The organism is Prosthecobacter sp. (genome assembly GCF_044227185.1).
Classification (GTDB): Bacteria; Verrucomicrobiota; Verrucomicrobiia; order Verrucomicrobiales; family Verrucomicrobiaceae; genus Prosthecobacter.
In genome coordinates this window covers 346,190-371,446 of record NZ_JBGAFO010000003.1, presented here as the reverse complement: position 1 = coordinate 371,446, position 25,257 = coordinate 346,190, and the positions used below count along the sequence as shown (strand labels likewise).

The 25,257-nt window shown below is 62.8% G+C and carries 20 protein-coding genes; 5 read left to right on the top strand and 15 right to left on the bottom strand.

The window, feature by feature from the left end; genetic code table 11:
• Positions 1-40: 40 nt before the first annotated feature.
• Positions 41-304 (bottom strand): hypothetical protein, encoded by a 264-nt coding sequence (locus ACILSQ_RS09345; protein WP_395743338.1) that lies wholly within the window; start codon positions 302-304, stop codon positions 41-43.
• Positions 305-495: 191 nt separating this feature from the next.
• Here ACILSQ_RS09345 and mpl point away from each other — a divergent pair, with 191 nt between their 5' ends.
• Positions 496-1,878, top strand: coding sequence for a UDP-N-acetylmuramate:L-alanyl-gamma-D-glutamyl-meso-diaminopimelate ligase (mpl, locus tag ACILSQ_RS09340; RefSeq protein WP_395743337.1), 1,383 nt, complete (start codon positions 496-498; stop codon positions 1,876-1,878).
• 22 nt (positions 1,879-1,900) lie between these two features.
• Here mpl and ACILSQ_RS09335 read toward each other — a convergent pair whose 3' ends face one another.
• Positions 1,901-3,244, bottom strand: coding sequence for a L,D-transpeptidase family protein (locus tag ACILSQ_RS09335; protein ID WP_395743336.1), 1,344 nt, complete (start codon positions 3,242-3,244; stop codon positions 1,901-1,903).
• Positions 3,245-3,425: 181 nt separating this feature from the next.
• Between ACILSQ_RS09335 and ACILSQ_RS09330 the strand changes: the two genes are divergently transcribed.
• Positions 3,426-4,424: a hypothetical protein gene (locus ACILSQ_RS09330; protein ID WP_395743335.1), complete on the top strand. Its 999-nt coding sequence runs from the start codon at positions 3,426-3,428 to the stop codon at positions 4,422-4,424.
• Here the strand turns inward: ACILSQ_RS09330 and ACILSQ_RS09325 are convergent.
• The 5 genes from ACILSQ_RS09325 to glpK all read right to left on the bottom strand — a co-directional run bounded on the left by ACILSQ_RS09325 (position 4,408) and on the right by glpK (position 11,143).
• Positions 4,408-5,430: a PIN/TRAM domain-containing protein gene (locus tag ACILSQ_RS09325; RefSeq protein ID WP_395743334.1), complete on the bottom strand. Its 1,023-nt coding sequence runs from the start codon at positions 5,428-5,430 to the stop codon at positions 4,408-4,410. The genes ACILSQ_RS09330 and ACILSQ_RS09325 overlap by 17 nt on opposite strands.
• A gap of 64 nt (positions 5,431-5,494) precedes the next feature.
• Positions 5,495-6,247 carry a hypothetical protein gene (locus ACILSQ_RS09320; protein WP_395743333.1) on the bottom strand — a complete coding sequence of 251 codons (753 nt, stop codon included), beginning with the start codon at positions 6,245-6,247 and terminating at the stop codon, positions 5,495-5,497.
• 188 nt (positions 6,248-6,435) lie between these two features.
• The gene (recG, locus tag ACILSQ_RS09315; RefSeq protein WP_395743332.1) at positions 6,436-8,526 is read right to left on the bottom strand and encodes an ATP-dependent DNA helicase RecG; all 2,091 of its coding nucleotides are present in this window, start codon (positions 8,524-8,526) and stop codon (positions 6,436-6,438) included.
• 47 nt (positions 8,527-8,573) lie between these two features.
• Positions 8,574-9,656, bottom strand: coding sequence for a GNAT family N-acetyltransferase (locus ACILSQ_RS09310; RefSeq protein ID WP_395743331.1), 1,083 nt, complete (start codon positions 9,654-9,656; stop codon positions 8,574-8,576).
• Positions 9,653-11,143, bottom strand: coding sequence for a glycerol kinase GlpK (glpK, locus tag ACILSQ_RS09305; RefSeq protein ID WP_395743330.1), 1,491 nt, complete (start codon positions 11,141-11,143; stop codon positions 9,653-9,655). The genes ACILSQ_RS09310 and glpK overlap by 4 nt, the downstream gene beginning before the upstream one ends.
• A 127-nt stretch (positions 11,144-11,270) precedes the next feature.
• On the opposite strand from glpK, the gene ACILSQ_RS09300 reads away from it, so the two are divergent.
• Positions 11,271-11,915, top strand: a complete 645-nt coding sequence (locus ACILSQ_RS09300; RefSeq protein WP_395743329.1) for a hypothetical protein — start codon at positions 11,271-11,273, stop codon at positions 11,913-11,915.
• 68 nt (positions 11,916-11,983) lie between these two features.
• On the opposite strand, the gene ACILSQ_RS09295 is transcribed toward ACILSQ_RS09300, so the two are convergent.
• The 6 genes from ACILSQ_RS09295 to ACILSQ_RS09270 form a co-directional block, all read right to left on the bottom strand.
• A complete protein-coding gene (locus ACILSQ_RS09295; RefSeq protein ID WP_395743328.1) occupies positions 11,984-12,754 on the bottom strand; it encodes a DUF1080 domain-containing protein in 771 nt (256 codons plus the stop codon).
• A gap of 28 nt (positions 12,755-12,782) precedes the next feature.
• On the bottom strand, positions 12,783-13,760 hold the full coding sequence (locus ACILSQ_RS09290; protein WP_395743327.1) for a carboxylesterase family protein: 978 nt from the start codon (positions 13,758-13,760) through the stop codon (positions 12,783-12,785).
• A 91-nt stretch (positions 13,761-13,851) separates the two neighbouring features.
• The gene (locus tag ACILSQ_RS09285) at positions 13,852-14,805 is read right to left on the bottom strand and encodes an alpha/beta hydrolase fold domain-containing protein (RefSeq protein ID WP_395743326.1); all 954 of its coding nucleotides are present in this window, start codon (positions 14,803-14,805) and stop codon (positions 13,852-13,854) included.
• A gap of 29 nt (positions 14,806-14,834) precedes the next feature.
• Complete coding sequence (locus ACILSQ_RS09280; RefSeq protein WP_395743325.1) at positions 14,835-15,965, bottom strand: serine hydrolase domain-containing protein; 1,131 nt, start codon at positions 15,963-15,965, stop codon at positions 14,835-14,837.
• A gap of 63 nt (positions 15,966-16,028) precedes the next feature.
• Positions 16,029-17,423 carry a DUF1501 domain-containing protein gene (locus ACILSQ_RS09275; RefSeq protein WP_395743324.1) on the bottom strand — a complete coding sequence of 465 codons (1,395 nt, stop codon included), beginning with the start codon at positions 17,421-17,423 and terminating at the stop codon, positions 16,029-16,031.
• A 2-nt stretch (positions 17,424-17,425) separates the two neighbouring features.
• On the bottom strand, positions 17,426-19,414 hold the full coding sequence (locus ACILSQ_RS09270; protein WP_395743323.1) for a PSD1 and planctomycete cytochrome C domain-containing protein: 1,989 nt from the start codon (positions 19,412-19,414) through the stop codon (positions 17,426-17,428).
• Between the two features lie 144 nt (positions 19,415-19,558).
• Here ACILSQ_RS09270 and ACILSQ_RS09265 point away from each other — a divergent pair, with 144 nt between their 5' ends.
• Positions 19,559-20,446, top strand: a complete 888-nt coding sequence (locus ACILSQ_RS09265; protein WP_395743322.1) for a helix-turn-helix domain-containing protein — start codon at positions 19,559-19,561, stop codon at positions 20,444-20,446.
• Positions 20,447-20,763: 317 nt separating this feature from the next.
• Here ACILSQ_RS09265 and ACILSQ_RS09260 read toward each other — a convergent pair whose 3' ends face one another.
• Positions 20,764-22,215, bottom strand: a complete 1,452-nt coding sequence (locus tag ACILSQ_RS09260; RefSeq protein WP_395743321.1) for a Gfo/Idh/MocA family protein — start codon at positions 22,213-22,215, stop codon at positions 20,764-20,766.
• 71 nt (positions 22,216-22,286) lie between these two features.
• Here ACILSQ_RS09260 and ACILSQ_RS09255 point away from each other — a divergent pair, with 71 nt between their 5' ends.
• Complete coding sequence (locus tag ACILSQ_RS09255) at positions 22,287-23,240, top strand: threonine dehydratase (protein WP_395743588.1); 954 nt, start codon at positions 22,287-22,289, stop codon at positions 23,238-23,240.
• A 163-nt stretch (positions 23,241-23,403) separates the two neighbouring features.
• Here ACILSQ_RS09255 and ACILSQ_RS09250 read toward each other — a convergent pair whose 3' ends face one another.
• A complete protein-coding gene (locus ACILSQ_RS09250) occupies positions 23,404-25,248 on the bottom strand; it encodes a CocE/NonD family hydrolase (protein WP_395743320.1) in 1,845 nt (614 codons plus the stop codon).
• Positions 25,249-25,257: the final 9 nt, after the last annotated feature.

Sequence of the window (25,257 nt, the reverse complement as noted above, 5' to 3'; positions counted from 1 at the left end):
GCCGGGACACCCCGGCCGCCTGCATTCCTTCACGGGGTTCTTATCGGGGCTTCTTCGGCATGGTGTTGCAGCCGCCCTTGCCCTTGCAGGAGTTTTTGCCTTTGCAGCCGTTGTCGCCAGACTTGCAGCCGCCCTGTCCTTTGCAGTCGTTGTGCCCCCGGCAGACGTGCTGGCCTTTGTCAGCCATTTTTTCGATGCAGACCCCGGGGCTGGCGGCTTTCTGGCTGCTGCTGGGCTGGACGGCGTAGGCACCGGAAAGGAGTCCGGTGAAGGCGGCGGCGGCGATGATGTGTTTGGTGCTCATGAGAGGTGTGGTGGTGTGCTGTGGTTTGTTTGTCAGTTCGGGCTGGCTGCAGGGGGGACGGCCATCGCAACGTTTGAGCCCACGCCGCCGCGATTATTCCTGCCGAACTAAACTTTCTTTTAGCAGGCGGCTGGAAGGCCTGCTTTAGTTCCCGCCTGGCGTCTGCTGCCTGAACCGGGCGCCTCTCCTCCATGGCATCTCCCAAGCACATTCATTTCATCGGCATCTGCGGCACCGCGATGGGCTCCACCGCAGTGGCGCTGCGCGCCCTGGGCCACACCATCAGCGGCTCAGACAACCAGGTCTATCCGCCCATGAGCGATGTGCTGCGGGATGCCGGCATCACCGTCACGGAAGGCTACAAACCCGAAAACCTGCCCCTCAAGGCGGACGTGTATGTGGTGGGCAATGCGATCTCCCGCGGCAATCCGGAGCTCGAAGCCCTGCTGGAAAAAAAACTGCCCTACGTCTCCATGGCGGAGATGCTGAAGCGCGAAGTCATCCAGGGCAAGCGCAGCTTTGTCATCAGTGGCACCCACGGCAAGACCACCACGACCACCATGCTGGCATGGATTTATGAACACGCGGGCAAAAACCCCGGCTTCATGATCGGCGGCGTGCCGGAGAATTTCGAATCGGGCGCGCGCTTCACGCATTCGGACCTCTTCGTCATCGAAGGCGATGAATATGACACCGCCTACTTCGACAAGCGCAGCAAATTTCTCCACTACCTGCCCGAGTGCGCCATCGTGAACAATATCGAGTTCGACCACGCGGACATCTTCCGCGATCTCGATGAAATCCTGCTCTCCTTCCAGCGCTTCCTCAACACCGTCCCTCGCAACGGCCTTGTGCTCGCCAACGGTGACGACCCCAACTGCCTCTCCCTCCGCGTCAAATGCCCCGCCCCCTTCAAGACCGTCGGCCTGGGTCCGGACTGCGACTTCCGCATCACCATCACTGGCACCACGCCTGAGAGCACGCGGTTTGAAATCAATGGCGTCGCCTTCGAGGTCCCCATGGTCGGCGAGTTCAATGCACGCAATGCCGCCATGTGCGTCTGCGCCGCCCGCTTCGCCGGGCTGAGCGATGACGAGATCCGCGCCGGTCTCTCCAGCTTCCGCGGCATCCGCCGCCGCCAGCAGGAGCGCGGCGCCGCCCACGGCATCACCATCATCGACGACTTCGGCCACCACCCGACCGCGATCCGCGAGACCCTGCGCGGCCTGCGCCAGCGCTACAGCGGCCGCCGCCTGTGGGCTCTCTTCGAGCCGCGCTCCAACACCAGCCGTCGCAATGTTCTGCAAAACGAGCTGATCGACGCCCTGACCGAAGCCGACGGTTCCGTCATCGCCGCCGTGGCCAATCCCGAAAAAGTCGCCGCGGACCAGCGCCTCGACACCGCCAAGGTGGCCGAGTCCGTCACCGCCCGCGGCAAGCCCTGTTATTTCGAGGCCAGCACCGAGGCCATCGTCAACCGCCTCAAGCAGGAAACCCGCAGCGGCGATGTCATCGTCGTCTTCAGCAACGGCGGCTTCGACGGCATCCACGACAAGCTGCTCAAAGCGCTGTAGCCGTTGACGGGCCTCCGGCTCCTCAATACACAATTTCCACTTCGTCGCCCACGCGCACCTGGCCGAAGAACTGTTTGGCCTTCTCATAAGGCAGGCGAATGCAGCCGTGGGAAGCAGGCTGCCCCGTGACGTAGCCGCTGTGCAGGCCGATCGCCCCGCAGTTCAGGCGCATGAACCACGGCATGTTCACATGGTAGAGCGTGGAGACGTGGGAGGTGTGCTTGTCCGTGATGACGTAGCGCCCCGCCGGAGTGCCATAACCCTCACGCCCCGTGGAAACCATGGTGTGGTTGATGATGCGCCCCTGCTTCGTCACCCAGGCACGCTGGCTGGAGAGATCCACCGTCACCAGCGTGTCCGGCTCCGAATCCGGATCGCGGCCCAGCAGCACGCGCATGAGGAAGAGGTAGCCCTGCGTGGCGGCAAAATTGATGGGGTAGCGATGGTACCGCGTGGTTCCCATGCCAGGCCTGCCACCGGCCCTCATCAGAGTGACGGCGCCTTCCACATCTCCACGTGCCGAGCAGCAGATCAGCGGGGTGATGCCGCGGTCGCTCTCCATGGCGTTGCGCAGGTCTTTGATCGAGCAGCGGTCGATGAGCTGCTTCTGCACCGGGGTGTTGAAGCGCGTGTTAGGATCCACCCCAAAATCCAGCAGCGTCTGCAGGACGGGCGTGTTGCGGCGCAGTGAAGCCAGGGCGATCGGCGGCTGCTTTTCATGCGCAGACTGGTTCAGGTTCACCCCGGAAAGAGCCAGCACCTGCACGCAATCCGCACGCCCCATGCGCACCGCGGCGCACAACGGCGTATCTCCGCCCAGGGTCATTTCGTGGGGTGAAATTCCCATCGCGATCAGCCGCGCCAGATGAGCGGGGTCATCATTCAGCACGGCCTGGTAAGCCTGCGGCAAGGCCTCCGTGCGCGGCATCAAACGCGTCCAGTGCTCCGTGATGGGATCGATCACCGGCCGCCACACAGGCTTCGAAATGACAACGGCCGGCGCCGGCTTCACAGGCTTCCTGGCAGCAGCCACCGCAGGTTCCGCCTTCGGCGCCTGGGCAGGAGGCTTTGCAGCCTCAGCCGCGCGTTGCAGGGCGGCTTTCTCGGCGTTCGGCTGCGCCGGGACTGGCAGCGCGCGCACCGGGTCAAAAGCAGCGTCAACAGGCAGGGCCGCACGTATTTCGGCGCCGGTCTCGCTCAGCTTCCCCTGCCTCACCCGGCTGGCCTCGGCCGTGGGCGGCGCCACCGCGTCCACCCGGAACATTTCATGGTTCTTCAGAAGATGGATGATGCCTCCGCATACCCCGACGCCGACTAGCGGCGGGAGCACGCAGGCACCCAGCATGCTGATCCATCTGTTTTTCATTTTTGCGTCACAAGCCCGCCACCCATAACAAAAAGGACCAGAGTGTCGAGCATGGATTTCACCAAGCGAAGATCACGCCATTTGCAAAACCCATTTCACCGCCTCCAGCAGCACAAATCTAGGGTTATTTAGCAGACTTTTATGGAAATTTTAGAGTTCCGCAGGACAGTACCTGATGTTCATGCCCTTCAAAGCATCCACTACCAGAGCCCCGCTCCTCCTGCGCGCCTCCCTGGCATGGCTGTGTCTGACCGCCGCGCCATGCAGGGCAGTCGTCTTTGAAGCCACGGCAGATCCCACCCACAACACCACCGCCCCCACCGGCATCTTCGCAGATTCAGGCTGGCAGTATGAAGGCAGCTATGGCGCCTACCTCGGCACTATGATCGCGCCGCAGTACTTCATCACCGCGCAGCACTTCGGCCTCCAGGGCAGCACCTTCACTCAGAGCAGCGTTTTCAACGGCAGCGCAGATATGACCTACAACATCGACACCGCCGCCAACGGTGGTCTCGGCTACTGGGACATCGCGGGCACGGATCTGCGCATCTTCAAAATCCAGGAAACCTTTTCCACCTACGCGCCTCTCTACACAGGGTCTTTGGAAACGGGCCTGACGATGGAGATCAACGGACGGGGCGGTGCACGCGGGGCCGATGTACTCGTGGGCGGCGTCCTGCACGGGTGGCAGGACACCACGCCGGACGGCACCGCACGCTGGGGCACGAACACCGTCAGCGGCATCTATTCCAGCGCCATCGGCGACCTGCTCACGGCTTCATTCAGCGCGAGCGGGACCGCTGAAGAAGCCACTCTTTCCAACGGCGACTCCGGCGGTGGTGTCTTTGTCGATGACGGCGGAATCTGGAAGCTGGCGGGTGTGAACTACAGCATCGACGGCATGTTTGACACCAACAACGTCATCGGAGACGGCAGCGACTTCAATGCGGCGCTGTTTGACCGTGGCGGCCTCTATCAGGGCTCGGACTCCTTTGGCTGGACCTTCATCCCCGATCTGCCGGTGGACAATCCCTCCAGCATGTACGCCTCGCGCATTTCCACCAGCGCGGACGCCATCACGGCCATCACCATGGTTCCGGAGCCGCACTCGGCCCTGCTGGTGGCGCTGGCTCTTGCGGCGGGCCTGTTGCAGCGCCGGCGTATCACGCGGCCGGCTTGATCTCGGCAAACACCAGGCGGCCCGCACTCGTGGGCAGGGTGCCGGAGACCACCACATCCACCGTCTGGCCGATGCGCGCGGCGGCATTGTTCACCACAATCATGGCGCCATCTGGCAGATAACCCACCGCCTGGTTCTTGTCCTTGCCCGGCTTGGTCAGCGGCAGCCGCAGTTCATCTCCCACGCTGAGTTCTGGATTCATCGCGGCGGCCAGCTCGCGCAGGCTCAGCACGGTGATGCCTCGCAGCCGGGCGACTTTCGCCAGATTGTCGTCGGTGGTCAGCAGGCGGGCGTTCAGCTCGCGGGCCTGTGTCACCAGGCGCACCTCCACCGGCACATCGGACACCCCGTCCTCGTGAATGGACACGTTCATCCCCGGCCTGGCCCGTAGTTTTTCCATCATCTCCAGGCCCCGCTTCCCGCGCAGAGACTGCGCCGGGTCCGTGGAGTCCGAAAGCTTCTGCAGCTCATTCAAAACACAGCGTGGCACCACCACCGCGCCGCTGAGAAATCCGGAGGCAAAGACTCCCGGCAGGCGGGCATCCATCACGGCGTTCGTATCCAGCAGCAGCGGTTCGCCCTCCGAGCCATCGCGGCGGAAGCGGATGTAGGGAATCAGGAAGGCAAACTGATCGCGGTCGCTGCGCAGCGCAAAGGTGACGCCGAAAAATGCCAGCGTGCCGTAGATGCAGATCTCCACCACGTTTTGCAGCGCCATCCCCTCGTCATGATTTTGGAAGTAGGCGAGCTGAAAGACGCCGATGCGCGTGATCAGCCAGGCGCAGAAGAGCCCCACCGCCAGCCCCAGTGTGGCGTGGGAAAAATCCCGCAGGGTGAAGTGTGCCAGCATCACGTCCAGCACCACCAGCAGCCCCATGAACACCGCGCCGGTGAGCGCGCCCACCCAGGCGTCCTGCTGCAGGCCCAGGGCGATGGCCATGCCGATGAAAACGGAAAACGCAAAGAACAGCGCGCGCACAAGGCGGATGGGCCAGGAGGTCTTCATGGAGTGCGCAGGGATTAAGGGCAAAAACCAGACGGGGCAAAAGGATTCTCCCCCAGAATGATCATCAAGGCCGGAATGCCAGACCACCGCGCCGCGTAAACTGCAGCTCCACTCCCGCCTCCGCAAACATCCGCCCCATCTCCCGTTCCAATTCTTCCACGCTGCGCCCCGCCAGGATGAATTCCCGCACGGCGCGCTCCTCGGTCATGCCCTGCCCCATGGCTTTGACGAGCGACTTCACCCCCGCGCCGTCTCCGGCACGATCCAGATAGGAGAGGTAAAACGTCAGCAGCATGGCGGAGGCACGGTTCTCGCCGGCGGCGGGCGTTTCCAGGCTGGCCGCCCAGGCTTTGGGCTCCATGGCCAGCAGTTCGGACAAGTTCAGCATGGCAAAGCGTACCGCCAGCCCCATCTGCCGCGCGCCCGCCTCCCGCAGGCTCTGCCGCAGCCGGTCGATCGTCTGCGCGGGAGAGAGCCCGGCGTTCTTGCCGTCCGCAAATTCCGGGACATCCCGCATCAGCCAGACCGGCAGCACCGCGGCCGTGGCCGTGGCCGGCGCCTTGTCCGCCGGCGGCGGCACCGCTGGGGCGGCAGGCGCAGGTGCAGGCGCGGTCACAGGCACGGGGCCTTTTTGCAATCCATAGGGGGCCAGCGCGGACGACTGCGCGGTTTGTAACGGGGACTTCAAGCTGCGCGCCTGGACCAGCGGCGATTCACGCACTGCAATGGCGGCACTGGGGTGCGGCGTCTCCTGCTTCAGCCACACCGCGAAGACCGTGACACCCAGGGCAGCCCCGGAAACAATGGACACACGCATCACCGTCATAAAGCCCGGACGGCCACACCGGTGCCGCTTTCGAACGACTTCGGTCTGGTCAACCAGCGCTACGGGAACGCAACTGGGAGCAATGGGATGCATGACACACGGTACTGACCGGGTAAAACCCTCATCCGTCAAGCCCGTCTGACTAAGCCATCCTTCAAACAACGTCTCATAAACGCGTCTCACTGCATCATCGCCTGCGCTTTTTCGCTAATCACCGTCTCATCCCGAAAGGCCGCCAGCGCCGGACGCTGCAGGTGCGGATCTTCGTCCAGCGTCCGCTCGGCAAGCTGCCGCGCCAGCCGCACCAGCCGCGTGTCTGCCAGCAGTTCGCCAAACAGCAGGGGGGCCTGCCCGCTCTGGGCATGGCCCAGCACGTCCCCCGGGCCGCGCCGCCGCAGGTCTTCCTCGGCGATCTGGAAGCCGTCGCTCGTCTCCTCCATGATCGCCAGCCGCTGGCGGTTTTCCTCGTCCTTGTCCTCCACAAACAGGACGCAGTAGCTGGTGTGCGCCCCGCGGCCGATGCGGCCCCGGAGCTGATGGAGCTGCGCCAGACCAAAACGGCCCGCATCATGAATGAACATCACCGTGGCATTGGGCACATCGATGCCCACCTCGATCACCGTCGTCGAAACAAGAGCGTCCAGTTTCCCGGTGCGAAAGCGTTTCATCACCTCCTCCTTTTCCTCCGCGCTCATCCGCCCGTGCAGCAGGCCCACCTCGCAGGGGGCGAGCAGTTTGGACCATTCCTCATGCCCCTTCGTCGCAGCGCCCGCCTCCAGCTTTTCGGATTCATCGATGAGAGCATACACAATGTACCCCTGCCGCCCTTCCTCGATCTGCTCGCGCAGGAATTTCGCCGCCTCCTTCAGCTTGGTCTTCGGCCTGACTTTCGTGACGATCTTCACCCCGTCGCGAGGCTTTTGCTCGATGGTGGAGACGTCCAGATCTCCGTAGATGGTCAGCGTCAGCGTACGCGGAATGGGCGTGGCCGTAAGCACCAGCACGTCCGGTGTGTCCCCTTTGTGAATCAGCTTCGCGCGCTGCGCCACGCCGAACTTGTGCTGTTCATCAATGACCACGATGCCCGTGTTGTGCATCAGCTCCGCGTCATGCAGCAGCGCGTGGGTGCCGATGACGATCTCGGGTTTCTCAAGGCTGCTTTTCCCACGCATCAGTTCGTAGTCATCCCCGTCCTCGCGTTTCGAGCCCGTGCGCAGCGCCACGCGCAGGCCCAGCGGCTCCAGCCACTTGCGGGCATTGCGCGCGTGCTGCTCCGCCAGGATCTGCGTCGGGGCCATCAGCACGGCCTGCCGGCCTGACTCCACCGCGCGCAGCATGGCGGCAAACGCCACCACCGTTTTCCCGCTGCCCACATCTCCGTGCAGCAGGCGGTTCATGGGATTGCCCGAGGCCATGTCCCGATGAATCTCATCCAAACAACGCTGCTGCGCCGCCGTGAGCTGAAACGGCAGCTCATTGAAGAAATCCCGCAGGAGCTCGCCCGTGCCGGCCTGCCTTCGGCCGCCGGCCTCGATCACGCGGCGTTTCCTTCGTGCCACACGCAGTTGATAGCCGTAAAACTCCTCCAGGGCCAGATACCGCCGGGCCTGCTCCAGGCTTTCCTGACTCGTGGGGAAATGCACCTCGCGCAGCGCCTTGGAGCGGGACATTCCGGCGAACTCCCCTTCCCCGCTCGGAGGGGGAAGAATATCCCCCGTAAACGCCTCCGGCAGCGCCTGCAGCACATGCCACGCCGCCACGCGCAGCGCCTTCTGCGTCATGGCTCCCCGCAGGCGGTAGATGGGCGTGATGCGCCCCGTGTGGATCTGTTCCGCATCGTCATCCGCACCGCCTTTGACGATCTCATACTCAGGATGCGCCATGCTCAGCCGGCCCTTCGTGTCCTTGATCACCCCATAGACGATGAGCTCCTGTCCCTCCGCCAGAACCCGGCTCATGAAGGGCATGTTCCACCACTTCAGTGTGAGCTGCTGCCCCAGCAAGCCGGTGGCATGCCGCGTCACCGCCTCAAACACGCCCGAGCGCCTGCCAAAAAACTTGTTTCCTGTCTTCGTGATCAGCACGTGATGGCAGGTGGGCAGCAGCCCCGCCTGAAATGCCAGCGCCTGCATCTGCCGCCGGTCCTCGTGGCGGGATGGCAGATGCCAGACCACATCCGCCGCCGTCTTCACGCCCTCCTTGGCCAGCAACCGCGCCGCATGCGCAGGCATGCCGGGAACTTCAGCGAGGGAGAGGTCGAGGGGGATCACTGGGTGAGATGGAATGTGCGATCAAGGGTGTCAAAGGCGATCTCGAATCACACCGCCTTCTCCATCACGTAGTCATCCATCACAAACCCGCTGCCGATGTCGCTCACGATGTCTTCAATGAACCGGAAGCCGGCGCGGAGGTAGGCGCGGATGGCGGGGGCGTTGCGTTTGTTCACACGCAGGCGCACGGACTTGCAGCGCATCTCACGGGCGCGGTCCTCAGCCCAGCCGAGGGTGATGGAGCCGAGGCCGTGACCGTGCACCTCCGGCAGGAGGTAGAGCTTGTTAATGAAGAGCACGGGCTCAAACAGGAGCTTTTCAAACGAGATGTATCCCACGGCCCTGGGGCCGGCGATTTCGACGAGCGCATACCACACCTCCCGCGCCTGCATCTCATGCGCCATGGCGCCAGGCTGATACCAGATGGAGAGCATGTAGCGGATCTGCTCCAGGCTGATGATCCCGGGATAATACGCATGCCAGATTTCATGCCCGAGCTGCTGCACGGTGGGGAGCTCCTGAGCACCGATGCGGCGGATGCGTGCGGTGAGCGGCTCACGATGGGCCCGGGGCGCCTGGATCGTGCTCACCGCCAGCTTCCAGGTGTCTTCATCACGCGCTGGCGAGAGACGATGCAGGTGGGCGGCGATCTCCCCCTGCGTGGGCTCTACGAGCTGCTCCTCACGAATCTGCTTTTGATCCGAAGGAAACTCCGCCTCCGGCAGGATCAACTGCGCGAGGTACCAGCAGGCCCAGGCGCGCCAGGTGCGCAGCTCCTTGTTCGGCTCCACCATGCGCGTGGCCAGGTGCTGCCAGTGGCGCCGCGGATTGCCGATGAACTGCCCTTCCACACGATGCTGCATGATCCACACCAGCGCCTGATAAGGCAGCGGCCATTTCGCCAGGACAGGCTCCTCCGCACTCAAGGGCAGTGAGAGAGCGCGGTTGATGATGAGGATGCTTTTGGCAGGAAAGCCCTCGCGCCACAGGCTCTGCGCATAATGCAGCGCGGTTTCGTAAAAGAGGGGTCCGCGCTCATGGTTCAATGCCTCAATGTCCGTGTGGTCGTAGTGCCGGTTTTCCTCTGGCAGCAGCGGGCAGGGCGGATTGATCCACGCGGTGTGTTTCACGCCGATTTTTCCTCCCATCCCTTCGCACGACCCAGCGCCCGGCTCCAGCCTGCCGTGATGCCGGCTCGTGCGGCGGCTTTCATGGCCGGTTTGAATTTGCGGTCCACCTGCCAGTGTTTGGCGATGTCGGCGAGATTTTTCCAATAGCCCACGGCGAGTCCCGCGAGGCAGGCGGCACCCAGGGCCGTGGTTTCGTTGACTTTGGGACGCACCACAGGCACGCCGAGAAGGTCGCACTGCAGCTGCATGAGAAGGTTGTTCACGCTGGCGCCGCCATCCACGCGCAGTTCTTTGAGCTTGATGCCTGCATCCGCCTCCATGGCTTTCAAAATATCCATGACCTGAAGGGCAATGCCCTCCAGCGCCGCACGCGCAATGTGCGCGGCGGTGGTCCCGCGCGTCATCCCCACCAGCGTGCCGCGCGCGTACGCATCCCAGTGCGGAGCACCGAGACCGGCGAACGCAGGCACGAGATAGACGCCGCCGGTGTCAGGCACGCTCGCTGCCAGCGCCTCGACCTCCGGTGACTGGCGGATGATGCCCAGGCCATCGCGCAGCCACTGGATGGCTGCGCCAGCAATGAAGACGCTGCCTTCCAGCGCATATTCGGTGTGCCCTTGGATGCGCCAGGCGACCGTCGTGAGCAGTTTGTTTTTGGAAGTGATGGGCTTCGTGCCGGTGTTCATCAGCATGAAGCAGCCGGTGCCGTAGGTGTTCTTCACCATGCCGGGCTTCGTGCAGATCTGGCCGAACAAGGCCGACTGCTGATCTCCCGCGATCCCTGCGATGGGAATGGAACCACCGAGCAGCGCGGTGGCGCCAAATTCACCGCTCGAGTCCCGCACCTCCGGCAGGATGGAGCGCGGCACGCCGAAGATTTTCAGCAGTTCGTCATCCCAGGCGCCTTTGCGGATGTCATAGAGCATGGTGCGCGAGGCATTGCTGACATCCGTGGCATGCACCTTGCCGCCGGTGAGATTCCACAGCAGCCAGGAGTCGATGGTGCCAAAGGCGAGCTCTCCCTTCGCGGCACGGGCTTTGGCCCCCTTCACGTTTTGCAAAATCCACTGCACCTTGGTGGCGGAAAAATAGGCGTCCACCACGAGGCCCGTCTTTTTCTGAATGAGCTTGTCCAGCTTCTGCGCGCGCAGCCTGTCACATGCCGGGGCTGTGCGGCGGTCCTGCCAGACGATGGCGTTGCAGATGGGCTTGCCGGTCTTGCGGTCCCACACCACGGCGGTCTCACGCTGGTTGGTGATGCCGATGGCGGCCACATCCGCGGCCGTGGCATGGGCTTTGTGCAGGACTTCGGCGGCCACCCCGGCCTGCGTGGCCCAGATTTCCTGCGCATCATGCTCCACCCAGCCTGGCTTGGGGAAAATCTGCCGGAACTCCTTCTGTGCTGTGGCCACGATGCCACCGTCGTGGCTGAAGAGGATCGCACGGGAGCTGGTGGTGCCCTGATCGAGAGCGAGTATGTATTTCATGGTTATTTGAGATGTTCCCAAGACCGGCGGGTGGAGTCAATGCCTTACAAACTGCCGGGGAACATGTAGGTGGCATTTTTTCGCTCAAATGAATACTCTTGGGCGGAAAGCATCCAAACTCACCACCATGCAAACCATCCCTGACACCGCAGCACCCGCCGCACCACGGGCGCGTTCCATGAAGAAAGCCGTGTTCATCACCCTCGCCGTCATTCTCGGCTGCGCGGGCATCGCCGCCGCCACTGGCGCCATCTGGGTCAAGCGAACCTTATACCCTTCCGCCATGACTCCCGTGAGCCTGACTGCGGCGGAGAAGGCGGAGTATGACAGCAAGCTGCAGGTTCTGAACAATCCTGCCGCTGTACGGCCCGATGAGGCAAACCGCACCCTCGTCATCAACGAACGGGAAGTGAACGCCTACCTCGCCCAGCAGGAGCTTGGCGAAACGGTTCAGGTGAAGTTCGGCGAGGGCCAGGTCTCCGCTGCCGTCATTCTCACCGCCCCGGAAGACTTCCCTCTCGTGCCGAATCAAAAGATCCGCCTGCGATTCACCTTCGGCACCAGCCTTTCGCCGGAGCATAAGCTGTCCCTGAAGCTTGATGACGTGAGCCTTGGCGGCATCTCCCTGCCCAATAGCTGGCTCGGCGACATCAAGGGCGTGGATCTGGTGGCCTCCAATGTGGAGTCTGATCCGGCGCTGCAGAAATTCCTCGCGGGCATCCAGTCCATGGAGGTGCACAACGGCTCGCTGCGTCTCGTGCTGAACAAGTAGCTGCTTCAGAACATCAAAAAAGCCGCAGGAGAATTTCCTCCGCGGCTTTTTCGTTTGGATTTAACGGATTACTTCTTCGCGTCAGCTTCGGCGAGGATCTCCTTGGCTTCGTCTGCGCCGATGTCCCGCACCTTCAGATTGCGCCAGCGGATCTCACCGCCGTGGGTTTGCAGCATGATGGGGCCCTTGGCGGGCAGGGGCTTCGTCTTGTCCCAGAAGTTTTCCATCACGTTGCCATCCACGACGAGCTTGTCGTTCAGCCACACCCAGGTGCGCGCGCCGATCTGGCGGATGCGGAAACTGTTCCACTCGCCAAAGGGCTTGTCCGCCACCACCAGCGGATCACGTCCGGGAGTGTCGGGGGTGTTGTTGAACAGGCCGCCGGAGCCGAGGTGGGGCTTGCGCGTGGGTTTGGCCGGGTCAAACACCTGGTTCTTGTCCCAGATCTGAACCTGGGGTGTGCCACGCAGGTAGATGCCGCTGTCCGCACCCGCCACGGTCTTGTACTCAATGAGAAACTCGATGTCGCCGAATTCCTCCTCGGTGGTGGCGTAGGGACCGTGGCCGTCATTGACCAGTTCGCCGTTTTCAACCTTCCAGTCGTTGGCGAATTCCTCGCGCATTTTTTTGAGAGCCTCGGCTTTCTTCTCACCTTCGAGTTTGACGACGGAATGGGGATTCAGCCCATACCAGCCGGTGAGATCCTTGCCATTGAAGATCGGCCGGAAGGCAGAGCCGGCAGGTGCCGCGGAAGGCGCCGCAGCCTTGTCCGTCTTGCCGCAGGAGGCCAGGCTCAGGCAGAGCCCCAGACCAATGAGGGAGAGTGATGTCAGTTTCATGGTTGTGAATGGTGAACGCGGTCCTGATTCACTTCGCCTCCTTGAGCTTGGCGATCAGGTACTCAGTGGTCGTCTTGTACTTCACATCTGTGGCGCCCGGATACACCACGTCACAGGCCACGCCTTTTTCTTTGCAATGCTCCTGCAGCTTCACGCCGAAGTTCGCAGTGTGCGTGGGGTCCTTCTCTTCCTTGCCAATGGCCGGAGGCGCGCCAAAGGAGCAGTACACCGGCGGGTCGTCTGAAGTCACCAGAGCATAAGGAGAGTATTCCTTGATCCAGGGCAGAATGCGCTCACGGGCCGCCACGAAGTCGTCGAAGTTTTTGAACTCGCCGGCCTTGCTGAAGGCGTGGCCGCCGTACTTGCTGTTCGGCGTCCACTCGCGCATCTGCTGGGGGTCCAGCGTGGTCTGCGGTCCGTTCACAGCGGCCGTCAGAAGGCGGGTGGATTCGCGCTTGATGGGGTCGCTGCTCTTCGGGTCCGCCATGTCGTCATGGAAGGCCAGCCAAAGGCTGCTGCAGGCTCCGGCGGAGCCGCCGCTGGCCGCGATGCGCGTCTTGTCGATGTTCCACTCCGCCGCCTTGCTGCGCACGGTCTGCAATGCCAGAGCCGCATCCGTGAGCGGCGCCTTCACCGGCGGCACCACGTCCTGCGCCTGCGAGATGTAGCGGTAGTTGATGGACACCACCGAGATGCCCTCCTTCAAGAACGGCTCCACGGCGATGCCGGCCTTGTCCCCGCCCATCCAGCCGCCACCGTGGATGAAGAACAGAACCGGCGTCGGTTTGTCAGACTTGGCCTGCCAGAAGTCGAGCACATTGCGCTCAAAGGGCCCATATTTGAAATTCGCCACAGTCGGCGCCGGATTCTTCGGATAGTTTTTCTTAGCAGGAGCCTTGGCTGCGGGAGCGGCGGCTTTTTTGGCCGGCGGCGTGATTTTCTGCGCCGGTGCGTCGGCGGCAGAAGCGATGGCGGTGAACAGGAGGAGGGAGAGGACGAGTTTCATGGAGCAGGTAGAACGCACTCTGACCTGCTTATCTGGCTGCAATCGTGACGATCCTGCCATCTCGCAGCCATGCCATGACACGGCGTGAGATTTACTTCTTCAGCGTCTCGATCAAAAAGTCCGCGATGCTCTTGTGCTTCACATCCGGTGCTCCCGGGTACACGAGTTCACACTCGTCGCCGATTTCGCGGCAATGCTCCTGGAGCTTCACGCCGTAGTTGGAGGTGTGCGTGGGGTCTTTCTGCTCCTTGCCAATGCCCGGAGCGCTGGTGTAGTACAGATAGACGGGCGGGTCGTCCTTGCTGACGAGTTCGTAGGGCGAGTACATCTTGATCCACTTCAGCACGGACTCGCGTTTTTCCAAAAATTCGGCGAAGCGCGTATCGCGGGTCTTGCGGTCGTTCGGGTCCATGAAGCCGAAGGCATGGCCGCCGTAGCGGCTGTTCGGCGTCCACTCTTTGAGCTGCTTGGGGTCGAGCGAGGTCTGAGCACCGCTCACCGCCGCGCACCAGAGGCGCGTGGATTCACGAGCAATGGGGTCGCTGCTCTTCGGATCGGCCATGTCATCGTGGAAAGCCAGATAGAGGCTGGAGCAGGCCCCGGCGGAGCCGCCGCTGGCGCCGATGCGCTGCTTGTCGATGTTCCATTCCAGCGCGCGGCTGCGTACAAACTGCAGGGCGCGCGCGGCGTCCTCCAGCGGCCACTGCACCGGCGGCATCACGCCCGCGATCTGAGCCTGCCAGGAGTAGCGGTAGTTGATGGAGACCACGGAGATGCCGGCCTTGAGGCAGGCTTCGAGCTCACCCACACCCGACTTGTCTCCCGCGACCCAGCCGCCGCCGTGAATGAAGAATAGCAGCGGCGTGGGTTTGGCGGAGTCGGCCTTGTAAAAGTCCAGCACCTGCCGCTCATGCGTGCCGTACGGGACGTTCGCCACGGTGGGCGCGCGCTTAGGTGTGGGAGCAGGCTTGGTGGCAGGAGCAGGGGCGGGCGTCTGCGCATGGACAGTCGCTGCGAGGAGCAAGGGAAGAAGGACGAGTTTCATGGTGAGTTAGTTGTATATGGAGTGTGGAGTCACTTCGCAAACCGATCGGTGGCGGTCTTCTGAAAAGCAGGGAGAATTTTCTTTCCTTCGTCGGTTCTCCAGCCGCTGTGCTGCACCATGAACACCATCGCGATGCCTTTGGCGGGGTCGATGCTCATGTTGGTGGCATAGGCTCCGCCATGGCCAAAGGCGGTGCCGTTGAGCTGATAACCAAGGCTGTAGGCATTGAGACCTTCGCCGGTCTGCTTCGTCTGGAGTTGTTTAAGCGCCGCCTCGGAGATGTAGCGTTTGCCGCCAAGCTGGCCGCCATTCAGCAGCATCTGGCAGAATTTCGCCACATCGGCGGCGGTGCTGTACAAGCCACCCGCGGGCATCGGCTGGCGGATGTGGTCGTGCAGCGGGTAGTGGAGCTGGCTGACCTGAATGGCCTCCAGATCCGTCTTGTCCTGGTTGGCCTTGTAGGCAAGGGCGATGCGTTTCTCCTGCGCCTCGCTGGGCCAGAAAGTGGTGTCCACCATGCCCAGCGGGGTGAAGAGGCGCTGCTGCATGAAGTCCTCATACTTCAAGCCCGACACGACCTCGATGATGCGGGCGGCGGTGTTGATGCCTGCGTTGGCATACTGGTATTTCGTGTCCGGTTCGAATTGCAGAGGGGCGGCGGCGTAGCTGAGCACGGCGACGCGCAGCGGCAGCATGTCGAGCGTGGGGTCCTCCACAGCGGATTTGAAGGCCAGACCGCTGGTGTGGCTGAGCACATTGCGCACGGTGATGGGGTGTTTTGGCTTCTTTAAAAGCACATGTTTTGTGTCTTTTTCAGCAATGACCATCTGCCCTTTGAACTCCGGCAGGTATTTTTCGACCGGATCATCCAGTGACACTTTTCCCTCATCCACCAGCATCATGAAGGCCGTGGCGGTGATGGGTTTGCTCATGGAGGCGATCCAGAACAGGGCGTCCTTGGTCATCGGCTTTTTCGCGGCGATGTCCGCCCAGCCGACGGTGCTGACTTCGAGCACCTTGTCCTTGTCGGCCACCAGGGTGACGGCTCCGGCGAGCACCTTGTCATCCACAAACGGCTGCAAGGTTTGGGCGACGGGGGGCGGGGTCTCGGCATGAAGGCCGGCCAGGGCAATGAACAGGAACGAGGCGAGGTGTTTCATAGTCGGGAGGCAGACCAAACGTATCCTGAAAGCCGTTTGATCAAACAAAAGCGGGCGGAGCCACTAGGCCAGCACCTGGGTGATCACCCGCCGGTCCTCCACGCCCGTGAGGCGCTGATCGAGCCCCTGATGGAGGTAGCTGAGACGCGAGTGGTCGATGCCCATGAGATGAAGGATCGTGGCGTGCAGGTCGCTGACATGGCAGCGGTCTTCGACGGCCTTGAAGCCCAGCTCATCGGTCGCGCCGATGGCCTGGCCGCCTTTCACGCCGGCGCCGGCCAGCCACATGGAAAAACCGTGCCAGTCGTGGTCGCGCCCCGGTTTGCCCACGCCTTCGCTGGTGGGCGTGCGGCCAAATTCACCGCCCCAGACCAGCAACGTCTCCTCCCACAGGCCCGTACGTTTTAGATCGGCAATCAGCGCGGCGATGGGCTGGTCGGTCTCTCCGGCGTGCAGCGTGTGGTTGGTGATGCAGTCGTTGTGGCCGTCCCAGGTGTCTTCGATATGGCCGCCACCCGAATAGAGCTGGATGAAGCGCACACCTTTTTCGATGAGCTTGCGTGTGATGAGGCATTTGCGGCCAAAGTCTGCCGTGCGGGGATGGTTCAGTCCGTACATCTCGCGGGTGGCGGCGTCTTCGCTGTCCAGATCCACCACGCTCATCGCCTCGGTCTGCATGCGATAGGCCAGCTCGTAGGACTCGATGCGCGCCATCAGCTCCGTCTCTTCCGGATGCCGCCTGAGGTGCTCCTCATTCAAAGACTTGAGCAGGTCCAGGCTGCGGCGCTGGGTGCGTTCGGTCGTGCCTTCCGGTGTGGCGAGATCGAGCAGTGGCGAGCCGCCGCTGCGAAACAGCGTGCCCTGATACGCCGCGGGCATGTAGCCTGCCGTCCAGTTGGAGGCGCTGCCGATGGGCCCGCCACGTGGGTCCGTCATCACCACAAAGCCGGGCAGGTTTTGATTGGCTGACCCGAGGCCATAGTTGAGCCAGGAGCCGAGGCAGGGCTTGCCGATGAAGATGCTGCCGGTGTTCATCTGCAGGCAGCCAGAGGCATGCGCCGCGGTGTCTGCATGCATGGAGCGGATCACGCACAGGTCGTCGGCATGCATCGCTGTGTGCGGAAACAGGCTACTGATCTCCAGCCCGCTCCGCCCGTGCTTTTTAAACTCAAACGGCGACTGCATCAGATGCCCCACCGCACGCCCGTTGGAGCCCACCTTCGCGTCTCCCGTGTAGGGCATGCCGTGGTATTTCTTCAGCGCCGGTTTCGGATCAAAGGTGTCCACCTGGCTCGGCCCGCCATTCATGAAGAGGAACACGCAATGTTTCGCCTTTGCTGCGAAGTGGGCGCGCTTTTCAGCAAGGGGTGACGCAGCCATCAAATCCGCCAGCGCCAGTCCGGTGAAGCCGCCGGTGGCACGCATCAGGTATTCGCGTCGTGTGAGAGGGCGGTTCATGGCTATTCGGGATAGACGAACTCGTTCAGGTTTAAAATCACGCGGCAGGCCTGCTCCAGAGGCTGCTCCTGAAGGAAGGCGTGCATCTTCGTCGTCTCGTCGGGCGAAGGTTCGCGGCCGAGTGCGAGCCGCCATGCCAGGGAGATCTGTTTTTCGGGATCATCCCCGGCCTCGCGCTTGAGGCGTTCCGCGAAATGGCGCGCCTGCTGGTTGACGAACTCGCCGTTAAACAAACTCAGCGCCTGCGGTGCGACGGTGGTGACCTGGCGCTGCGGGCAACTGCTGACGGTGTCGGCGAGGTCCAGTGTCTCCAGCATGGGCACGACGAGGCCGCGTTTGATGAAGGTGTAGATGCTGCGGCGCGAGGCTTCGTGCTCGTCGGAAGGCTTCCAGATTTTGTCCTTGTCGGTGTTGGCTTCGAGCGCGGCCTTGGGAATGGCGGGCTTCATCGCGGGGCCGAAGCGTTTCGGATTGAGGCGGCCGCTGACGGCGAGCATGGAGTCGCGGATGGCTTCGACTTCGAGCCGGCGGTAGCGCATGAGCGAGTCCGGCGTTTTTCTCATCTGCCAGGCACGGCTGGTGAGGATGAGGCGGTGCAGCTTTTTCAGCGACCACCCGGCGTCATGCATGAACCAGTGCGCGAGCCAGTCGAGCAGTTCGGGCTGCGTGGGAGCAGCGCCCATGAGACCAAAGTCATTGGCGGTGGTCACCATGCCCTGGCCGAAGTGCTGCTGCCAGACACGGTTCACAATCACACGGGCCGTGAGCGGATTCTGCTCGTTCGCGATCCATTGCGCGAGCCCAAGGCGGCGCTGTGTGGTCGCGGCATTCGAGGATGAAAACGCCGGCTGCTGTCTGACGAGAATGGCAGGCACCGCGGGCTCCACGAGATCGCCAAAGCGTGTGGGCGAGCCGCGTATGAGCACGTGTGTTTCCGGCGCCTTTGCAGAGGGTTCATTCCAAGTGTAAACCTCGGTGCCATCGACGGGTACGGTCAGCTCCGCACGGCCTTTGGCGGGGCGTTGCAGCGGATTGAACACGGCCACGAGGCTGTAGTAGTCCCGCGTGGCGAGGGGTTCGAACTTGTGATCATGGCAGCGAGCGCAGCCGATGGTGAGGCCGAGAAAGGCCTGCCCGGTGGTGCTGACAATGTCATCGAGCTGGTCGTAACGATCCGCCGCGGGATCCGCAGGCTCGTCATCCCAGTGACCGAGACGGAGAAAGCCGGTGGCGATCACAGAAGAGAGAGAGCGGTCGGGCAGTTCATCACCGGCGAGCTGCTCCATGACAAATCGGCTGAAGGGCTTGTCCTGATTGAGCGACTCAATGACGTAGTCGCGATAGCGCCAGACAAAGGGTTTTTCCGCATCGCGCTCGTAGCCGTTGCTGTCCGCGTAGCGCACCACATCCAGCCAGTGCCGGGCCCAGCGCTCGCCGTATTCGGGGCGTGCGAGCAACGTGTCAATGACCGCGGCGAGATCCCCGGACTTCGCAAAGTTCTCCTGCTCCTGAAGGGTCGGCGGGAGACCGGTGAGATCGAGATGCACGCGGCGCAGCAGCGCTGGAGGAGCCGCCTGCGGCGCGGCATCACCTTTGCCGAAGACAAAAGCATCCAGTGGATGGCTGAAGGCGGATGCGGGGACGGGAGGACGCCGCACCGGCTGAAACGACCAGTGCTCGGAGGGCTTCTTCGGAATCGCTTCATCCGATGGGAACGGTGCGCCGGCGGCGATCCACTGCCGCAGCAGGTCGATCTGTTCCGTGCTCAGGCGTTTGCCTTCCGGCGGCATGCGCTCGTCCTGATCGGTGGCGGCGATGCGCTGGAGCAGTTCCTGATGCACGTCCTTTGAAATCAAAGCCCCCGCGTCCAGCCGCAAGTCGCCCTTTTGTTTCACGGTGCCGTGGCAGGACACACAGCGCTCCTTGAGCAGAGGTTTGATGTCCTTTGTGTAATCGACCGCCAGAAGAGGCTGCGCGAGCAGGAGCCCCATGCACGCCTGCAAGCCCGGAGCCAGGAGGCTTCGAAGACAGGGAACAGGCTGGCGTGAGGCGGGCATAGATCGTCTGTCATACCAGTACGGTCATTCCTTCCTGCTCCAAATTGAATGTTTGACCTCATTCATGCATCTTTTGACATGGCCGACGCACGTGACCCCAACCTCTATTTTAACATTCCAGGCCCCTGGAATCTGAACGCGACACGGCCTGTGCACTGCGACCTGGGGCAGATCGTGTATGCGGGCACGAAGTGGAACAGCCAGGCCACGTATGCTCATGCGCCACCGCCGCACTACCTGCGCCCCACGCCCAATTACCTGCTCGTCTTTACCCTGGAAGGCAGTGCCGACTACCTGGATGACACCGGCGTGCGATGTGTGATGAAGCCCGGCACGCTGGTGTGGTCCAGGCCCGGCATCAATCAAAGCTACGGTCCGCAAAAGGGCGTGCGCTGGAGCGAGATGTTTCTGTGGTTCAATGGCAGCGTCTTTGATGCGTGGCAGTCCGCGGGCCATCCTGGAGAGCGCAGCCGCGTGCTGGAGCTCAGCCCGCTGCCCTACTGGGTGGACCGGCTGCGCCGCATTCTGGAACCGCCGCCGGACGCCCCCGCGGAGACGGCGCTCTCACGCCTGTGCCATTTCCAGCAGTGGCTGGCGGACGCCCTGCAGTATGATGACGCACGGAATCAGACCACGGAGACCCTGCACTGGCGGGAAGCCGCGGAGCGCATGCTGGCGGAGGGCAGGCTGGGCGCGCCCTCGCTGGAAGAGATCGCCGCGACGCTTGGCATGTCCTACAGCGCGTTTCGAAAACGATTTGTGCAGATGACCGGCAAGAGCCCCGGCGAATTTCGCGCTGATGCGGTGGTGCTGCGCGCCTGCGCGAGGCTGCTGGAAAGCAGCCACACGCTGGGAAGGATCGCCGATGAGCTGGGCTTCCACGACGCCTTTCATTTCTCCCGGCGCTTCAAGCAGGTGGTGGGGATGTCACCGAAGGATTTCCGCAGGCAGCATGCGCTGCGCTGAGGGGCATGCCATACGCCGTCGAACTTCGGAAAAGTACGCATGGCAACTCGCGGTCCAGCTGCGGCGGGATGACGAGGCAGACGCTGCTGGCAGGCGCGGCGTGTTAAGAAAGCGCTGGCTTTGCTTTCCGGAGGGACGGGCTTTATCCAGGGATGGCGCTCGCTACGCGAGCTTATCCCTGGCTACCGGCTGTGATCCCTACGGGATCAATGGATTGCAATGCAGCGCTGTCATGACAAGAGGGGAAAAGTTCTGAATCGCTCCGAAGCCGTGAATTTGATTGGACCGAATAGAGAACTTATCAGGCGCTCGTTGGATTACACCTCCGGCAGTTCAAATCCGGCGGCGTATTCCTCCTGGGCGAGTTTGTTGGCTTCGGCGGCAAATTCGCCGGTGAAGACTTCATTCACGGGGTCGAAATCGAGCCATGGGCCGACGACGACCTGCTCGGCCTCGGTGTTGATTTGATTTGCGGCGAGGGTGGCAAGCATGGCCTCAAACATTTCCTGGCCGAACTTGTCTCCCTGCAGGCGCTCCTTGATCTCCGCGTTCTTCATCCCCTTGCCGAGGCGGTAGGAGGTGTTGGCGAGATGGGCGAGTGCGGCCGCCTGCTGGCCATGGTGGATGTGCAGCACGTCCTTGGTGTATTTGCCGGCGCGCACGGAGTCGATGAAGTTCTTCATGTGATCCGGACCGGTGAGGAAATTCTCGAACTTCGTGATGGTTTTACCCTCGTTGTCGTAGGCCTTCGATTCGGCCACGTAGCCGCCTTCGCAGTGAATGATGTTGCCGGTGCGGATGCCCTTGCAGGGCGGTTCGCCGGATTTCTTGTCCATGTTTTTCATGGGCAGGCCGAACATGTCCATGAGCAGCGGCACGGGCTCATAGGGGTGGAAGGCGAGCTGGCAGTTCGCCGTCTGGCCGTCATCCACATAACCCCAGCGGTGCCCCAGGCTCATGACGCGCTGCGGCAGGGTGGCGGGGTCATTGAGCGCCCAGCGCGCGACGTCGTACTGATGCGGCCCCTGGTTGCCGATGTCGCCATTGCCGTAGGCCCACTGCCAGTGCCAGTCGTAGTGGAACTGCCTGCGCATGACGGGCAGCTCGGGCCTGGGTGCGGACCACAGCTTGTAGTCCACCGTGGCCGGCGGCTGCTGCGGAGCGCCTACCTTGTCGATGCTGAGGCGCATGCCGTGCACAAGCGCATGGGAGAGCTTCTTTTTGCCGATGTGGCCCTCGTTCACCCAGTCCATCGCGGCAGCCCAGCCGAGATCCGAGCGGCGCTGCATGCCATGCTGCACCACGATGCCCTTTGCCGCGGCTTTCGTGGCAGCGGCCATGAGCTTGCGGCCTTCCACGAGATTGTGGCAGACGGGCTTCTCCACATAGACGTGCTTGCCATGCTGCAGGGCGGTGAGCGCGATGAGCACATGGCTGTGGTTCGGTGTGGCGATGGTCACGGCATCGATGTCCTTGTCCGCGCAGCATTCGCGGAAGTCGCGGTAGGTCTTCACGGTGATGTTTTTCTTCGCGAGCTCCGCCACCTGCTTGTCGATGACGTCCTGATCCACATCACAAAGCGCCACCAGCCGCACGCCAGGCACCTGCAGCAGCTCCTTGATGTGACCGCGCCCGCGCCCGCGGAAACCGATGGTGGCCACGCGCACATCGCCATTGGCGCCGAGCGGGGCAGCCCATGCGGGCATGGAGACCATTCCAGCGAGAGAAGTCTGGAGAAAACGACGGCGGGTGGTGGTGGGAGTGCTCATGATGCGGCTCTTAACGTCGGCTGCGGGCTTGCCTTTGCGAAGTTCATGCCTAGCCATCCAAGATGGAGCCACTGCCAACCCTCAGCGAAATCGAAGCCGCCAAGGCGCTCATTCGTCCGCACATTCACGAAACGCCGGCGTATCGGTGGCCGCTGCTGGAGGCGGGCCAGGGCTGCGCGCTGTGGCTGAAGCATGAGAACCACACGCCGGTGGGCGCCTTCAAAATCCGCGGCGGGCTGGTGTACATGAACGAGCTGAAGCAACGCCAGCCCGAGGTGCGCGGTGTGATCGCGGCCACGACGGGAAACCATGGCCAGTCCATCGCCTTTGCCGCCAGGCTGAACGGGCTGCGCGCCGTGATCGTGGTGCCGCATGGCAACAACCCCGAGAAAAACGCCGCGATGCGCTCGCTGGGCGCGGAACTGGTGGAGCATGGCCGCGAATTTCAGGAGGCGCTGGAGTACTCGCGCGAACTGGCTGCCAAGGAAGGACTGCATGCCGTGCCCTCGTTTCATCCCTGGCTGGTGCGCGGCGTGGCCACCTACGGACTGGAGCTCTTTCACGCGGTGAGTGACCTGGATGTGGTGTTTGTGCCCATCGGTCTTGGCTCCGGCTTCTGCGGCATCGCGGCGGCGCGTGAAGCGCTGGGACTGAAGACGAAGATCATCGGCGTGGTGTCCGAGCATGCGCCCGCGTATGCGCTGTCGTTTCAGCAGCGGCAGTTTGTCGAGCAGCCGAGCACGACACGTGTGGCGGAGGGCGTGGCCTGCAAAACGCCGAACCGGGAGGCGCTGGAGCACATCATCCGCCATGCCCATGAGATCGTGACGGTGAACGATGAGGAGGCGGTGGCGGCCATGCGGGAGATCATTCAGGCCACGCACAACATCGCCGAAGGCGCGGGCGCGCTGGCCTATGCAGCGCTGAAGAAGCGGCGGGAGGAGTGGAAAGGGAAGCGCGTGGCGTGTGTGCTCACGGGCGGGAATGCGAGCATGGAGATGCTTTCGAAGGCGCTGGGGGCGTGATGAAATGTGACGGCGTTCCGGGGTAAGCTGGAGCCAGCGGGCTTACTTGGCGGAGGAGGGCGTCGTCCCCTCACCCCAGCCCTCTCCCCGAAGGAAAAACTGGTCGGCTCGCGATTTTCAGGGGCGGGGAGAGGGAGAGGCGTGGTCGCGCCTCCGGGCGTCCTCACCTTGCGGGCACGACTGGCAGCACGATGTGCGAGGGATGCTCGCGGTCGTGATGCACTGTGTTCGTCGCGGTCACTGTGCGGCGGTGCTGCTGCAGGGGTTCGCCGGTGTTTGGGTTCACGTCGAAGCGCGGGAAATTGCTGCTGCTGATGTCCACGCGGATGCGGTGGCCTTTTTTGAAGACGTTGCTCGTGGGGTAGAGCTTGATGGTGAAGGGATAGACCTTCCCCGGCTCCATGAGCTTTTCCTCCTGCAGGGAGTCGCGGAAACGTGCGCGCACGATGCCGTCGGTGAGATTGAGATCAAAGCCATGCGGCCAGTCGGCTCCCGGAGGATACACATCGATCAGCTTGGCGGTGAAGTCGGTGTCCAGAGCATCGGATGAAGCCCAGAGCTTCACCTCCATTTCACCGGTGACTTCGGTGTCCTCCGCCAGCGGCTCGGTCTGGAACACAAGCACATCGCTGCGCGCCGAGAGCGGGATGGGCTTCGACCAGTTCCAAAACTGGTCGCTCCCACGCTGATCCCACGCGCCCTGCTGCATGATGCCGTCTCCGGAGGAAATGTTGCCGCCGAGCGTGGGCACGGGGTTTTTCGGGTCAAACTCATAGGTCGTGGCGCCGCGAGCCTTGTTTGACTTCGCACTGCTGAGCAGGCCTTCGGCGTGCAGATAAAAGGGTGTGAGCTTCGCACGCTGCAGCGGCCATTCGTTTTCGTCCCGCCACTGCCCGCCATGATTGAGCCGTCCGTCCTTCGTCCTGCTTCCATCTCCCGTGCCCATGACAAAAATGCGGACTTTTTTGGCGAAGGGTGCTGCCTTGCCCACGCTGTTGTCGAGACCCTTCATCCAGTGGTCGAACCATTCCTTCCGCCAGGCGAGTTCATCGGTGATGGCGGCGTCTTTGCCGAAGTCCACCTGGCCATGCGCAGACTTGCCCTGCGCACCATGAATCCACGGGCCCATGATGAGGTACACGTCGCTTTTCAGCGTTTTCGACAGCGCCTGAAAATTCGCCGAGGTGTTCCCCGCCCATGAGTCATACCAGCCGCCGACGAGATAGACCGGCATGTCCTTGTAGCGCGTGGGACTGGCGAGGATGTTGTTCTGCGCCCAAAAGGCGTCGTCCTTGCCGTGGCGCATGGCCTGGATGAGCCAGTCCTCGTATTCGGGCGCCAGCTTCAGCGGCGTGGAGCCGGGACGTAGTGGGAGGAGCGAGAGATAGTCCCAGCGATGATCGGCCATCTCCTTGAGCTCAGTCTGCGTGGCGGGATCCAGCGCGGCATTGCTGCCTTTGCCGGCATTGAGCATGATCCAGTTCCAGAAGCGCATTTCAAAAGCACCCGCATTGCGCATGCTCTGCCGCCCCATGTTGGACACGGCATCCACCGGAATGACGGTGGTGAGCTGGGGCACTTTTTCCAAGGCCATCGCATGCTGCGTGCCACCGACATAGGAGGTGCCGACCATGCCGATCTTGCCGTTGGCCCAGGGCTGGGCGGCGATCCACGCGGCGCAGTCGGCGCCGTCCGGGCCGTCATCGGTCATCCAGTGCCAGACTCCCTGGGACGCGTAGCGGCCGCGTGTATCCTGCGCCACGAAGGCGTAGCCGTGTGCCGCAAAGTACTCGCCGTATTTTTTGGTGCCGGCCTTGTTGTAAGGCGTGCGGGTGAGGATGACGGGCAGCTTCTCCGCATGGCCCGCCGGCAAATAGACGTCGGTGGCGAGCTTCACACCGTCACGCATCGCCACCATGACGTCGTTTTCGACCTGAACGGACAGCTCCTGGGCATGCAGCCAGGTGGTGGCCAGAACGGCTCCGATAACGGCAAATCGAGAGATCATGGCCTTATT

Bases quoted from the DNA above. Each gene is read 5' to 3' on its own strand.
- ACILSQ_RS09335 (WP_395743336.1), bottom strand. From the start codon at position 3,244: ATGAAAAACAGATGGATCAGCATGCTGGGTGCCTGCGTGCTCCCGCCG.
- ACILSQ_RS09260 (WP_395743321.1), bottom strand. From the start codon at position 22,215: ATGAGCACTCCCACCACCACCCGCCGTCGTTTTCTCCAGACTTCTCTC.
- ACILSQ_RS09265 (WP_395743322.1), top strand. From the start codon at position 19,559: ATGGCCGACGCACGTGACCCCAACCTCTATTTTAACATTCCAGGCCCC.
- ACILSQ_RS09345 (WP_395743338.1), bottom strand. From the start codon at position 304: ATGAGCACCAAACACATCATCGCCGCCGCCGCCTTCACCGGACTCCTT.
- glpK (WP_395743330.1), bottom strand. From the start codon at position 11,143: ATGAAATACATACTCGCTCTCGATCAGGGCACCACCAGCTCCCGTGCG.
- ACILSQ_RS09280 (WP_395743325.1), bottom strand. From the start codon at position 15,965: ATGAAACACCTCGCCTCGTTCCTGTTCATTGCCCTGGCCGGCCTTCAT.
- mpl (WP_395743337.1), top strand. From the start codon at position 496: ATGGCATCTCCCAAGCACATTCATTTCATCGGCATCTGCGGCACCGCG.
- ACILSQ_RS09300 (WP_395743329.1), top strand. From the start codon at position 11,271: ATGCAAACCATCCCTGACACCGCAGCACCCGCCGCACCACGGGCGCGT.
- ACILSQ_RS09275 (WP_395743324.1), bottom strand. From the start codon at position 17,423: ATGAACCGCCCTCTCACACGACGCGAATACCTGATGCGTGCCACCGGC.
- ACILSQ_RS09330 (WP_395743335.1), top strand. From the start codon at position 3,426: ATGCCCTTCAAAGCATCCACTACCAGAGCCCCGCTCCTCCTGCGCGCC.
- ACILSQ_RS09250 (WP_395743320.1), bottom strand. From the start codon at position 25,248: ATGATCTCTCGATTTGCCGTTATCGGAGCCGTTCTGGCCACCACCTGG.
- ACILSQ_RS09320 (WP_395743333.1), bottom strand. From the start codon at position 6,247: ATGCGTGTGTCCATTGTTTCCGGGGCTGCCCTGGGTGTCACGGTCTTC.
- ACILSQ_RS09290 (WP_395743327.1), bottom strand. From the start codon at position 13,760: ATGAAACTCGTCCTCTCCCTCCTCCTGTTCACCGCCATCGCTTCTGCC.
- ACILSQ_RS09270 (WP_395743323.1), bottom strand. From the start codon at position 19,414: ATGGGGCTCCTGCTCGCGCAGCCTCTTCTGGCGGTCGATTACACAAAG.
- ACILSQ_RS09295 (WP_395743328.1), bottom strand. From the start codon at position 12,754: ATGAAACTGACATCACTCTCCCTCATTGGTCTGGGGCTCTGCCTGAGC.
- ACILSQ_RS09325 (WP_395743334.1), bottom strand. From the start codon at position 5,430: ATGAAGACCTCCTGGCCCATCCGCCTTGTGCGCGCGCTGTTCTTTGCG.
- ACILSQ_RS09285 (WP_395743326.1), bottom strand. From the start codon at position 14,805: ATGAAACTCGTCCTTCTTCCCTTGCTCCTCGCAGCGACTGTCCATGCG.